This is a genomic window from Nostoc sp. DedVER02, from assembly GCF_034530675.2.
GTDB lineage: Bacteria > Cyanobacteriota > Cyanobacteriia > Cyanobacteriales > Nostocaceae > Nostoc.
Window position 1 is genome coordinate 36,901 of record NZ_JAVRCP020000023.1, and the last position, 13,222, is coordinate 50,122.

9 protein-coding genes and 1 tRNA gene are annotated in these 13,222 nt (G+C 42.4%); 6 read left to right on the forward strand and 4 right to left on the reverse strand.

The genetic code is table 11. The features are described from left to right. Window positions 1–4: 4 nt before the first annotated feature. Entirely contained in the window at window positions 5–922 is a 918-nt protein-coding gene (locus RMZ41_RS21395; RefSeq protein WP_322641082.1) for a metallophosphoesterase family protein, read from the reverse strand. Window positions 923–1,057: 135 nt separating this feature from the next. Here RMZ41_RS21395 and RMZ41_RS21400 point away from each other — a divergent pair, with 135 nt between their 5' ends. After that, window positions 1,058–1,930, forward strand: coding sequence for a hypothetical protein (locus RMZ41_RS21400; RefSeq protein WP_322641083.1), 873 nt, complete (start codon window positions 1,058–1,060; stop codon window positions 1,928–1,930). Between the two features lie 166 nt (window positions 1,931–2,096). Next, window positions 2,097–2,930: a RimK family alpha-L-glutamate ligase gene (locus RMZ41_RS21405; protein WP_322641084.1), complete on the forward strand. Its 834-nt coding sequence runs from the start codon at window positions 2,097–2,099 to the stop codon at window positions 2,928–2,930. A 29-nt stretch (window positions 2,931–2,959) separates the two neighbouring features. Here RMZ41_RS21405 and RMZ41_RS21410 read toward each other — a convergent pair. Further along, window positions 2,960–3,033: transfer RNA gene (locus RMZ41_RS21410), tRNA-Pro, on the reverse strand. Window positions 3,034–3,173: 140 nt separating this feature from the next. Between RMZ41_RS21410 and lipA the strand changes: the two genes are divergently transcribed. The 4 genes from lipA to RMZ41_RS21430 all read left to right on the forward strand — a co-directional run bounded on the left by lipA (window position 3,174) and on the right by RMZ41_RS21430 (window position 7,905). After that, a complete protein-coding gene (gene lipA, locus RMZ41_RS21415; protein ID WP_322641085.1) occupies window positions 3,174–4,052 on the forward strand; it encodes a lipoyl synthase in 879 nt (292 codons plus the stop codon). A 54-nt stretch (window positions 4,053–4,106) separates the two neighbouring features. Next, window positions 4,107–5,033: an NAD(P)H-dependent glycerol-3-phosphate dehydrogenase gene (locus RMZ41_RS21420; RefSeq protein ID WP_322641086.1), complete on the forward strand. Its 927-nt coding sequence runs from the start codon at window positions 4,107–4,109 to the stop codon at window positions 5,031–5,033. A 638-nt stretch (window positions 5,034–5,671) separates the two neighbouring features. Further along, entirely contained in the window at window positions 5,672–6,922 is a 1,251-nt protein-coding gene (sigC, locus tag RMZ41_RS21425; RefSeq protein ID WP_322641087.1) for an RNA polymerase sigma factor SigC, read from the forward strand. A 527-nt stretch (window positions 6,923–7,449) separates the two neighbouring features. Then, the gene (locus RMZ41_RS21430) at window positions 7,450–7,905 is read left to right on the forward strand and encodes a Fur family transcriptional regulator (RefSeq protein ID WP_292844215.1); all 456 of its coding nucleotides are present in this window, start codon (window positions 7,450–7,452) and stop codon (window positions 7,903–7,905) included. 131 nt (window positions 7,906–8,036) lie between these two features. Here the strand turns inward: RMZ41_RS21430 and RMZ41_RS21435 are convergent, their stop codons facing one another. Then, complete coding sequence (locus RMZ41_RS21435) at window positions 8,037–9,164, reverse strand: peptidoglycan-binding protein (RefSeq protein WP_322641088.1); 1,128 nt, start codon at window positions 9,162–9,164, stop codon at window positions 8,037–8,039. Between the two features lie 9 nt (window positions 9,165–9,173). After that, entirely contained in the window at window positions 9,174–13,160 is a 3,987-nt protein-coding gene (gene cobN, locus RMZ41_RS21440; protein ID WP_322641089.1) for a cobaltochelatase subunit CobN, read from the reverse strand. Window positions 13,161–13,222 lie beyond the last annotated feature (62 nt).

Below are 13,222 nucleotides of genomic sequence, written 5' to 3' on the forward strand. Positions count from 1 at the left end.
ATAACTAAGCTGATTTTAATTGAATAATACCTTTATCGAAAATGCGATTATTAGTAGCGATCGCACTTATTTCTATTCTATCTTTATACACCTCATAAGAAGCAAAACTTAAATCGCTGGTAGAATACCCTGTCCACTCTGAACGCCCTACAGGACGATTACCAGCACCCGCACCACAAATTAAATAAGTTGTACCATCAATAGCACGAGTGCGTTCATAATTATGTTCGTGACCATTGATATAAAGTTGAACGCCGTATTTTTTAAATAGAGGAGTAAAAGTTTTAATAAAATCTGGATTACTCCCATACTGACCCGATGAATAAATCGGATGATGACCAAACACCACTTTCCACGGAGCATTACTAAGACTTAATTCTTTTTCTAACCAAGTTAGCTGGTTTTTCCAATCAGCATTACTGTTAGTATCTAAAGCAAAAAATTGTACTTGATTACGTTTAAATGTGTAGTAACGTCCCTTCATATTAAAGCCAACATATTTCACTTGTAAATCGCCATTAGCAGTGCGAATATCGTGATTACCTAAACAAGCCTGAAATTTCACACCTTGTTTCAGCAAAGGTTGATAAGGACGCTCAAAAACTTCGCCTATTTTTTCAATTTCGCCGTTGTTGTAAATGTTGTCTCCAGCTAAAACAACTAAATCATAAGGATTTTGTTTGTGATAGGCATTCATTGCCCCAGCCACAGCATACTGTCCTTTAGCGCCAGTCCCCGTATCAGCCACAGATACAAAACGTAATAACAAATCTTTTTTCGGTGAATTGGCGGCTATAGCTGTCGTTGAATCGGTAATATCAGCACTTGAATGATTTTGATGAGTAAACATCCAGCTTAAAAATCCTGTACTAATGGCGCTGAAGCTACTTAAAAATAAAAATTGACGACGTTTCAGGTTCATAATTCACCAAATTTAATAAATAGTCAGTTTAGCGGAAACAATGAGCAATGAAGTGATACATTAAGGCAAAAGAAGGCAGCACCAGTAATAATGTACGTTGTTTGTCTTTGATTCGCTGCTTTTGGTGAAAGTTCCATGTCACAAGACAATCAATCAAAACCGACGGATGAGCAGGTACAACCTCCCCAAAAACCTTACCAGAGAGTTCAGCCATTTTGGAAGGCTAAAATTATCCAACTTCTCCAAGGAACGATTGGGGTTTTAGAAACAACAGTGGAGAAACTGGAGACAGCACCCCCACCTGGTAATGAGGAAAAACCCAGTTTTTTCCAGCAGCTTCAGTTGCGATGGGGTGGACTATTAAGGACAATCCGCTTGTTTTTGCCATCGAATTTGTCAACAAAATTATCAGATATTGCTTTGACGGGAATTGTTACAGGAATTGCTGTAATTCTCGTTTGGACAACTGCAACTGTCTTTACTGGTAAACCTACTGAAATAGCAACAGTTCCCCCAGTTGAAGAGGTTCCTGCACCGACACCAACAATAACTACTCCACCGGAGTCAGTTGCACCAGAACCGCCGCCGCCACAGCCACCAGAGGAAATTACGCCACCGCCAGAACCGGAACCAACACTAGAACCGAAACTGGAACCAATTCCCACACCAATACCAACGCCAACACCAGTCATAGAATTGACACCAGAACAAGCCTTGATTGCGGCTATTGAAAATCAGGTGGCTGAAATTAGCGATCGCATTGCCTCTGGTCTGATAAAGTCAATTCAAGCCAACTTCCGCACGAGTAACTTGACTGTCAAAATTAGTGACGATTGGTACGCTCTCAAAGAATCTCAGCAGGATAATCTAGCTGCGGAGATATTACAACGCTCTCAAGAACTTGATTTTACTCATTTAGAAATTATCGACTCCCAAGATAAGCTGATAGCGCGTAACCCAGTTGTCGGTACTGAGATGGTGATTTTTAAACGGCAAACAACTTCGTAATTCGGAATTCGTAATGATGCTTGAATACTCGCTACTGCTACGCTATAAGCGCAGCTATGCCGCAGGCTTTACATAATTCGTAATTATTCGAATTATTTAAAGTAAAGTTAGTGTTCTGCAATAATTAATATCAACACTTAATTGGGACTTTTAACTTAAAGTATTTATGTTAGATAACCTTTCGCTATTGCTCAAAGCTTGTGAAAACTTAAACATCAGCTATGAAATTATTCATCCGGCTGAAAACTTAGTAAAAATAAAACTAAATAATAAACAACATTATTTTTGCAATTATAGTACTCCGATAATAAATCAAGCAGTAGCACAAATTATTAAAGATAAGGAATATACTTACCATATTTTAAAGAAAAAAGTTAAGCTTCCTCGGACAGTAGGTTTTCTTTCTCCTTTTTGTGACCTACAATATAAGATTTACTTAAAATTCCCCAGTTTTGAAGATATTATACTAGAAATCAAAAACAACTTTGAAACGCCCGTAATTGTTAAACGTAATTCTGGTTCAAGTGGGCATAACGTGTTTTTATGTCACAATACAGATGAAGTTGAAACTGCTTTAAAAGAGATTTTTAATGTCAATAATAAAAAGTATGATTACGTTGCGATCGCTCAAGAGTTTATTCAAATAAAATCTGAGTATAGAGCCGTTTTTTTAAATAAAGAGTTAGTTTTGCTCTATGAAAAAGATATAACTCATGCAAAATTTGTAGGCAACCTTAGCCCTCTCCACTGGGATGGTGCGAAAGCAAAGTACATCGATGACCCACAAATCTTGTCAGAGATTGCTAGTTTCGCTAAACCAATTTTTGAAGAATTGGATATCGATTATGGTGGTTTAGATATCGTCTTAGATCGAGATAATCAATATTGGTTAATTGAAATCAATTCTCACCCAAATTATAGTATTTTTACTAGAGACAATGGAGAGGAGCCTGTGTTGAGAATTTTTGAAAAAATGCTCATTAGCCTAGCCTCAAAATAAATAATCAAGAATTTGTCACGCTCCAAAAATCGGGATGACTGGATTCGAACCAGCGGCCCCTTCGTCCCGAACGAAGTGCGCTACCAAGCTGCGCCACATCCCGCCATAAAAATGGCATTGTAAATTAAGAATATCATAACCTGTACCAAATCACAGAATTACATCTATATATATACGATCGCTTCACCCAAGGCTTTGCTTGCTACGATTAAATTTGTATAACTCTAGTGGTAAAAGCGGATTGTGACTGTAAAACCAGACTGGTTGCGGGTAAAAGCACCTGGGCGTGAGCGCATCGGTAACGTTAAAGACATTTTGCGGGATTTATCCCTCAATACAGTTTGCGAGGAAGCATCCTGTCCCAATATTGGCGAATGCTTCAACGCTGGGACTGCCACGTTTTTGATTATGGGCCCGGCTTGTACACGCGCTTGTCCCTATTGCGATATTGATTTTGAAAAAAAACCCAAAGCACTAGACCCCACGGAACCTACACGACTGGCAGAAGCTGTTCGCCGCATGAAACTTAATCATGTAGTAATCACTTCTGTCAACCGAGATGACTTGTTTGATGGTGGTGCATCTCAGTTTGTGGCGTGTATTGATGCGGTTCGCTCTGTTTCACCTAACACTACAATTGAAGTACTAATTCCTGACTTATGCGGTAATTGGAATGCTCTAGAGTTGATTCTACAAGCTGCCCCAGAGGTCTTAAACCACAATACCGAAACTGTTCCACGCCTGTATCGCCGGGTGCGTCCTCAAGGAAACTACGATCGCACATTAGAATTATTACAGCGAACTCGCCAACTTTCTCCTAGCACATACACCAAATCCGGGATTATGGTTGGACTCGGTGAAACTGATGCCGAAATTCGTCAAGTCATGCAAGACTTGCGAACCGTAGATTGCGATATTTTGACCATTGGGCAATATCTCCAACCCAGTCAAAAACATTTACAAGTAAATGAATTTATCAACCCAGAACAATTTGCTGCTTGGAAAGCATTCGGCGAAGAAATCGGATTTTTACAAATTGTCTCTTCACCATTGACAAGAAGCTCATATCATGCAGAGCAAGTCAGGGAATTAATGGAACGTTATCCCCGCAGTCAATTTTAGATTTTAGATTGCTAAGAGAATGGGGTGATTGGGTGATGGGGAGAATGTTAATTAATGACTAATTCAAAATCTGTAGCAATTTTGGGTGCGGGTGCTTGGGGTGCATCTCTGGCAAATCTCGCCGCGGCCAATGGTCATCAGGTGCGTGTGTGGTCGCGTCAAGGTTCCCGAATGGAAGCAGTTTTAGAAGATGCCCAAATAATCCTATCGGCTATCTCGATGATTGGTGTGAGAGATGTTGCTTCCCAAGTCCAATCTTTCCCCGTTTCTCCAGAAGCAATTTTTGTGACGGCGACGAAAGGCTTAGACCCCGAAACTACCTGTATGCCTTCACAAATTTGGCAAACAATATTCCCTAACCATGCAGTGGTTGTTTTATCTGGGCCGAATTTATCTAAAGAAATTCAACTAGAGTTACCAGCAGCAACGGTGGTAGCTAGTAACATTCCCACGGCTGCGGAAGAAGTGCAATTAGTATTTTCTTCTCATCGTTTTCGGGTATATACCAATCCCGACCCCTTGGGAGTGGAACTGGGGGGAACACTGAAAAATGTGATTGCGATCGCAGCTGGTGTATGCGATGGTTTACATCTAGGAACAAATGCCAAAGCTGCTTTAGTCACCCGTGGACTGACAGAAATGGTTCGCATCGGTAATGACTGGGGTGCAAAGACGGAAACCTTTTATGGATTATCCGGTCTTGGAGACTTGTTAGCAACCTGCAATAGTCCCTTAAGTCGCAACTATCAAGTCGGCTATCAGCTAGCTGGTGGTAAAACACTTCAAGAAACTCTTGCAAATTTACCAGGAACTGCTGAAGGAGTAAACACTTGCCAGGTTTTGATGCAACGAGCCAAGCAACAAAACATTCCGGTTCCAATTACCGAGCAAGTTTATCGGTTACTTCAAGGCGAAGTCACACCCCGACAAGCACTTGATGAACTGATGCTGCGAGATATCAAGCCAGAGTACAACTACTAGTTAGTAGTCTGTCAAGTTAACTATGCTGGCTAAATAAGTTTGTAGTAAAGACTTTAGTCCTTATATTAAGTACTGAAGTACTTACTACATAGTAGGCTTTCATTAGCTTGATGGACTACGGAGAGAGTATTTAATAACTTCCCTGCTTTTTCTTTCTCCGTATCGATAGGATTTTTGCCGTTAATCTTAATCACTTCTCCAATATTTATTAGTTCTACTTATACCTAAATAATCCTGAGAAAAAATTGCTAAATCGTCAGGATATTACTTTTGTAGCCATGTAAATGTGACTATGCCAAATATAAAGATGACATTCACTCAAGGATGTTTATACTGTGTTACAAAAGTTACTATCAGAACCGTCAAGGTTGAAATGTTAACTAAGTAGTTGAAATATTGAAAGCCTAGCTGCCAATTTGCATAGCTATTGGTTAAATCAAAAATTTAGCAGCCAATTAAGTCCAGTAATACTGTATCCAATAAAACCATTACAGTTATTTTCTAAAAAAATTGTAATGGAACGTTCAACTATGTTAGTTCATCGTAAATCACGGGAACAATAGCAACAGTTGAATAGCTGACCGTAATCTAAGCTGACCGAAATCTATTGTTACCTGGAGCCATTGAGACGATCTTTTATGCCAGCAACATCTTTTTATGCAGACGCACCCTACAACGCCAAAAAGTCTCGCCAGGCTTTGGACTCGGATCTCACGGTTGATGAAAGCGAGTTATCGGTAGATGACCTACAGGAGCTAGAACTGGCTTCTGCTGACAATGCTAACTTTGCTGCAAGCACTAACCGCCGGAGTACAGACCTGGTACGCCTATACCTCCAAGAAATTGGTCGGGTTCGCTTGTTGGGGCGAGATGAAGAGGTTTCAGAAGCTCAAAAAGTCCAACGTTACTTGCGGATGCGGATAGTACTTGCTAACGCCGCAAAGCAAGGAGATGAAGTGATTACACCCTATCTGAGATTAATTGAAGTTCAAGAACGTCTAACCTCAGAACTAGGACATCGCCCGTCTTTAGAAAGGTGGGCTGCTACTGCTGACATAATTTTGTCCGATCTCAGACCGACTTTGGCAGAAGGCAAACGTCGCTGGGCAGAAATTGCCAAGTTGACTGTAGAAGAGTTGGAGCAAGTTCAGTCCCAAGGATTGCAAGCAAAAGAACACATGATTAAGGCTAATCTTCGCCTAGTTGTGTCTGTTGCTAAGAAATATCAAAATCGTGGTTTAGAATTGTTAGATTTAGTCCAAGAAGGCACACTAGGTTTGGAGCGGGCTGTAGAAAAATTTGACCCAACAAAGGGTTATCGCTTCAGTACTTATGCTTACTGGTGGATTCGTCAGGGAATTACAAGAGCGATCGCAACTTCTAGTCGCACCATTCGCCTCCCTGTCCATATTACCGAAAAGTTAAACAAAATCAAAAAAGCCCAACGCAAAATTGCTCAAGAAAAAGGGCGCACTCCAACTCTAGAAGATTTAGCAACTGAGTTAGAGATGACACCAACCCAAGTACGAGAAGTTTTGTTACGGGTTCCTCGCTCCGTTTCTTTGGAAACCAAAGTCGGCAAAGATAAAGACACTGAATTAGGCGAATTACTCGAAACTGACTCTGTAACTCCAGAAGAAATGTTAATGCGAGAATCTTTACAAAGAGATTTGCATCATCTTCTGTCAGATTTGACTAGCCGGGAACGCGATGTAATTTTGATGCGGTTTGGTTTGGCTGATGGTCATCCTTATTCTTTAGCAGAAATTGGCCGCGCTCTTGACTTATCGCGCGAACGAGTTAGACAAATAGAATCCAAGGCTTTGCAAAAGCTACGCCAACCCAAGCGTCGCAACCTTATCCGCGATTATTTGGAATCTCTAAGTTAATTAATGTTAAGAGTCACTTGTCATTAGTCATTTGTCATTAAAAAACTAAATTTGACAAATGACTAGGGACAAAGGACATTAAAATAATTGCTAATTCGTAATTCGTAATTAAGTTTTGCAATGGGGATTTAGACACTGACACAGAACTTGCTGTCTGTGAGAGGGGAGAATTAACCTTCTAAATTTTTGTTAAAAGATTTTAAGAGGCTTACAGCAAATAATTTGCATTTAGTTGTACAATAGTTTCCCCATACCTTTACTTAGATATCTTGAAGGTGAGATTAACTAAGCAATTCAAAATTCACTTGTTCAAAATTTAAAGTCAAGGAATACACTCGTTACAAGTATCCTAACTATTAACTGTATACAAATTAAATACATTACAGGTTATTAGTTGAATTTTGATTTAGATTTGATGAATTGTTCTTAAATATTTAGCATAAATTCTCAATAGGCAATGATTGTTGCAAATTGCTCCCAAGATTTGTTATATTCTCAATTAACGAGCTTTGTTGAGAAATATTAGTATGACTGTCTACACAACTACTTCACTCAAGGCAGAACTGAACGATCGCGGCTGGCGATTAACTCCCCAGCGTGAAACAATTTTACACATTTTTCAAGAACTTCCGCAAGGTGAACATTTGAGCGCGGAGGATCTTTATCATCGGCTAGAAACTGATGGTGAAGGGATCAGTCTGTCAACTATTTATCGGACTTTGAAGTTGATGGCAAGGATGGGAATTTTACGAGAACTAGAACTGGGCGAAGGACATAAGCATTATGAGATCAACCAGCCCTATCCCCATCATCACCATCACTTAATTTGTGTGAGATGCAACTCAACTATTGAGTTTAAAAATGACTCTATTTTAAAAATTGGGTCGAAAACCGCTCAAAAAGAAGGTTTCCACCTGCTTGACTGTCAAATGACCATTCATGCAGTGTGTCCCAAGTGCCAACGGGCGCTGATGCCGCTTTAGCACTTGGGTGGATGACAAGACGAAACTACTCAAATTAACCAAATAAGTAAAATTTTGAGCAGTTCGTAATTTGCTGTTACTGGAGGCTAGCAACGAGTTGGGGACTGATACTAGCAACACCAAAGCGGATGCTAGAAGCGTCCGCTCTTAAGATCCTTAAGGCTAATGCCGTAGAATTCTTGAGCTTGTTTAATCGCTTTTTTGGTGTCATCTGCCATCACACCGTTCAACTTGCCTTTATAAAAACCCCGCTCCCGTAGTCGCGTTTGGATTTCTAGGGTATTAAATTCGCTTTTGCTAGCAGTATTAACTGAGCTATATAATTTAGCTCTGGTAGTTGGGCCGGCAACACCGCTTGCTTTCAAGTAGTTTGCTGCCTGGAATCTCCTTACAGCGTCGGCAGTATAGGGGCCATAGTAACCATTTGGCTCTCCCTCTAAATATCCTGCTTGGATCAATTGTTCTTGGATAACTCTAACTGGCTCACCGCGATCGCCTACACGGAGTTTATCTCGATTGACTACCTTTTGGGGAGCCTCTTCACCATCACCGATGCCAACTCCCGGCAATTTAGCTAATGTTGCTGGGCCAACAACTCCATCAACGCTTAATTTATAAGCATCTTGGAACCGCTTCACAGCTTCTTCGGTAATTGGGCCAAAAATTCCTGTGGCGTTCCCGTAATAAAAGCCGGCGACTCTTAAGCGTTCTTGTAAAGCCCTGACATTTTCACCTTCATCACCTTTAGTAAGGTAATTGGAATTACGGCGCTGGGTAGTTGCTGTAGTAGTGCTGGGCTTTGTGGCTTGTGTACTTACAACAGTGGCTTTTTTTGCTTGTCTATTTGTAGTACTGGGCCTGTTAGCTTGCCAGTTTTCTAATTTTTGCAGGGTGTTTGCTCCAACAATGCCGTCCACTGGTAAACCGGCGGCCTTTTGGAAGCGGCGCACAGCTTCTTGTGTGGATGCGTCATATACTTGGGTGACAGAAGCTTGGTAAAAACCTGCTGTTTTTAACTTTTGTTGGAGATTTCTGACAGAAGGGCCTTGATCGCCTCTTTCTAATGCTATGACGCTGCTGACAGCGCCAAGAATGGAGAGAGACAGAGCAAGGGGCAACATATACTTCCAAGCTCTACCAGAAAGCCGTTTCCAGTCTGGCGCAGCTGCTTTGTTAAACAAAGAACTGAGGGATACCAATTCACTGGGGTTGCTATCTTCGTAGGCGAAAGCTAGGTGCAAATACGCAAGATTTTCCATATTTGTTTCCTACACCATTGATTTTTCTTCGATCACTGCTTCAGCTTGATGTACTAGGTTCCTCAAAGCTTCTAATGTTTCTATACATACATCTTCCCACAAATTGCGCTTGTGTGCTTCCAATAATTTTTCAGCAATATCACGCAGAGCGTAAGGGTTCTTTTCCTGAATAAATTCAGACACAGATGGATCGAGCAAGTAAGCCTCTACTATGCCTTGATACATATAATCTTCGACACATTTAGCTGTAGCATCATAGGCGAATAAAAAATCTACTGTCGCCGCCATTTCAAAAGCACCTTTGTAACCGTGGCGCATAACTCCGGCAATCCACTTGGGATTAACTACGCGAGAACGATACACTCGGGCAATTTCTTCTTTGAGTTGGCGGACTCGTGGTTGGGCGGGTATGGAATTATCACCAAAATAAGTTTGGGGGTTTTTTCCTTGTAGAGAGCGCACCGCAGCTGTTAAACCACCCTGAAATTGGTAATAATCATCAGAATCGAGTAAATCGTGTTCGCGGTTATCTTGATTGTGCAGGACAACTTGCATTTGGGATAAGCGTTGCTTGAAGGCTTCGGTATTGGGGATTGGGGATTGGGAATTGATTATTTCCCCCCTGCTCCCTGCTCCCTGCTCCCCTGCCTCCCCTGCTCCCGATGAGTAGGCGTAAGAACTCCAGTTAATATAGGCGCGGGCTAAATCTTGGTCGTCTGTCCAGTTTTGTGATTCGATTAAGCCTTGGAGTCCTGCGCCGTAAGCGCCTGGGCGAGAACCAAAGATGCGATAGCGCGATCGCACCACGGCTTCTTGTAAAGTTAATCCTTGGCTTGTCCACAATTCAGTCTCTTGGCGAACTGTATCCGCTAAGGGATTTTGTTCTGGCGGTTCATCTAAATCTGCTACTGCTGATACCGCTTGATCGAATAAGTCTATTAAGTTGGGAAAAGCATCGCGGAAGAATCCCGAAATTCGCAAGGTGACATCTACACGAGGCCGTCCCAAAATCGCTAAGGGCAAAATTTCAAAATCCACTACTCGCCGCGCTGCACCATCCCACACAGGCTGAACTCCGAGTAAAGCCAAAGCTTCGGCAATATCATCACCACCTGTTCTCATTGTGGCTGTGCCCCACAATGACAAACCTAATGTTTTGGGATATTCACCATGCTCTTGAGTGTAATATTCAACCAGGGTTTCAGCAGCTTTTCTCCCGATATCCCAAGCTGTCTCTGTGGGAATGGCGCGAATATCGACAGAATAAAAGTTTTTTCCTGTTGGTAAAACTTCTGGGCGGCCGCGCGTGGGTGCGCCAGATGGGGCGCTGGGGACGTATCTGCCATCTAGTCCGTGTAATAAGTGGGTGATTTCTTGATCGGTTTGTTGTAAAGCTGGGAGAAGGCGATCGCGTATCCAAGTAAAGACGTGATGAATCGCGTCTCCCTCCTCAGCAAAGACGCGATGAATCGCGTCTCTACAAGAATTTTGATTTATTAATTGTTCTACTAGGAGGGCGGCGTGTTCTTCTAGGACTTCGACAATATCGCCGATGGTTCGGCATTCTGTGCCATTGACTAGCGAATATTGACCGCTAGGCATTGACAAATCGGCTGTGAGGGGATCGAAGTCTAAATTCCAATCTTGAGCGATGGCACGGGTAATACCTGAAGAATGGCGATTGGGTATGCGAGCGATCGCTACTATTAAGTCTCGTAGCTGCCTTCCTTGGGGACATTGCCCAAAAATGTGCAAGCCGTCGCGGATTTGGGCTTCTTTCAATTCACACAAATAGCCACCGATAGAATTCAAAACTAGAGATTCCGAATTAAAAATTTCGGTTTCATTTTCGATTCCTAAATCTAGATGGAGATTTTCTTTGATTACCAGTTCGCGGATGCGATCGCGAATTACTGGCAAACGTGAAGGATCTAAACTGTCTGCTTCATAATACTCATCAATTAAATTTTCTAGCTGTTGCAAAGAACCGTAGAGTTCCGCACGAGTCATTGGCGGCGTTAGGTGATCTATAATCACCGCTTGGGCACGACGTTTAGCTTGGGAACCTTCACCAGGATCGTTGACAATAAAGGGGTACAGGTGAGGAAGTGCGCCGAGAGCCACTTCTGGATAACAATTGCTGGATAAAGCCACACTTTTACCGGGTAGCCATTCTAGATTTCCGTGTTTCCCTACATGAACTACAGCATCAGCACCAAAACATTCTCTAATCCAATAATAGAAAGCTAAATAAGCATGGGTTGGTTCTAAATCCGGCGCATGATAATTCAAGGTGGGGTCATTATCATAACCCCTTGGTGGCTGAATTCCCACAAAGATGTTGCCGAGTTGAATTCCGGGAACGGCGATAGAGGCAGAGGGGCGGGGTACAGGGGGCAGAGGTGAAAACTCTTCTCCCCTGCTCCCTGCTCCCTGCTCCCTTGCTTCTTCCCCCATTCCCCACCTTTCACCAATACCTTGCTGAACTGCTGGCGGTAAAGAAGCGAAATATTCTTGGTATTTTTCCCAAGAAAGACTTTGGTGTACTGGAAGTGATTCTTGTCCTTCGGGATCGTTTGTTACGCCATCTGTCAGGCGTTGAATCAACTCATCTCCTTGAGCAGGTGGATTTTCTACTTCATATCCAGCTAGATGTAGAGCTTGCAGGATTTCTACACAACTAGCTGGAGTGTCTAGTCCTACGCCATTGGCAAGCCGTCCATTGCGGTTGGGGTAATTTGCCAAAATTAGGGCAATTCGCCGTTCTTGGGGTGGTTTGGAACGTAGACGCGCCCAGTTTGCTGCTAGTTTAGCAACGAACTCGATGCGATCGCTCACTGGCTCATAAATTACCACATCTGTCTCTAAATGGGGGTTACGAGTTTGTACAGCTTTAAAAGACACAGCACGAGTAATAATCCGTCCGTCTACTTCTGGTAGCGCCACATTCATCCCAATATCGCGGGGAGAAAGCCCTTGAAACTGTGACTCCCACTGCTCAATCGATCCGCCACTAAGGATTACCTGCAATACAGGTACATCTAATTTTTCCCATAATTCAACTTGGGGTGTTTCACTTTCTAACCGTGCTAGAGAAAAACTTGTGGTGTTGAGTAGCACAGTTATTGATTCGCCTTCTTTGGGTTGGAAAAATTCACTTAACTCCGTTTGAACATCGGGTTCACGCAATGAAGAAACAAACACTGGCACTGGTTGTAAATTTTTCTGTACCAAAGCTTGGCATAAAGCATCAATTACTTTTGTATTTCCAGCTAAATAATGGGCGCGGTAGAAAAGAATGCCGACTTTGGGCATGGGGCATGGGGCATGGGGCATTGGGCATTGGGAATGAGGTTCCGAAGTCGATGAACGGAGTTCTGAGGTGGATGAATCCAGTTCTGAGGTGGATGAATCAGTCCCCTTGTCCCCTTGTCCCCCAATCCCCACTCCCCATTCATACAACCCCACGCGCGGAATCGGCCGGGGTAACGGCGGATTGTATGCAGTTAACAGGCAATTATCAGAGATAAATTGGAGAGCATTAACAAAATTTTCTACGCCGCCTTCACTAAAATACTGCCATACCTGGTTAGCAATACCAACAGGTACGGTAGACTGAGAAATTAAGTCGGGATCAAAAGCATCGTCACCTGGCATTACAATGAGGTTTCTACCATTACGTTGCACAATTTCTTGTACTACTTCTAAGCCATAACTCCAATAAGAACGTCCTCCCAAGAGCCGCAAAATAATTACCTGGGCGAGTTCCAAAACTTGCTCTCCATAAGTATCTATACTTAACTGTTGCTGCAACTGCAACAGGTTGGCGACTCTTAATGCCGGAAAATGTGCAGGTAATTTGGGAACAGCAACTGCTAAAGTTTGAATGTCGGTATCCGCAGCCGTAATCAATACAAAAGGCGCTGGAGTTTGTTCCAGAAAAATTAAACCCTCTGACTGATTCCATCCACCCGATGTACTACTTATACGATGCATAATGTTTTATTACTGTCTTAAACTATTATTTATTACACGAGCAAAACAAACTTTTTCCCTGC

What these genes read in the sequence shown, in the direction of transcription:
- RMZ41_RS21435 (WP_322641088.1), bottom strand. Translation starts at nt 9,164, where the DNA reads ATGGAAAATCTTGCGTATTTGCACCTAGCTTTCGCCTACGAAGATAGC.
- RMZ41_RS21400 (WP_322641083.1), top strand. Translation starts at nt 1,058, where the DNA reads ATGTCACAAGACAATCAATCAAAACCGACGGATGAGCAGGTACAACCT.
- RMZ41_RS21430 (WP_292844215.1), top strand. Translation starts at nt 7,450, where the DNA reads ATGACTGTCTACACAACTACTTCACTCAAGGCAGAACTGAACGATCGC.
- RMZ41_RS21395 (WP_322641082.1), bottom strand. Translation starts at nt 922, where the DNA reads ATGAACCTGAAACGTCGTCAATTTTTATTTTTAAGTAGCTTCAGCGCC.
- sigC (WP_322641087.1), top strand. Translation starts at nt 5,672, where the DNA reads ATGCCAGCAACATCTTTTTATGCAGACGCACCCTACAACGCCAAAAAG.
- RMZ41_RS21420 (WP_322641086.1), top strand. Translation starts at nt 4,107, where the DNA reads ATGACTAATTCAAAATCTGTAGCAATTTTGGGTGCGGGTGCTTGGGGT.
- cobN (WP_322641089.1), bottom strand. Translation starts at nt 13,160, where the DNA reads ATGCATCGTATAAGTAGTACATCGGGTGGATGGAATCAGTCAGAGGGT.
- RMZ41_RS21405 (WP_322641084.1), top strand. Translation starts at nt 2,097, where the DNA reads ATGTTAGATAACCTTTCGCTATTGCTCAAAGCTTGTGAAAACTTAAAC.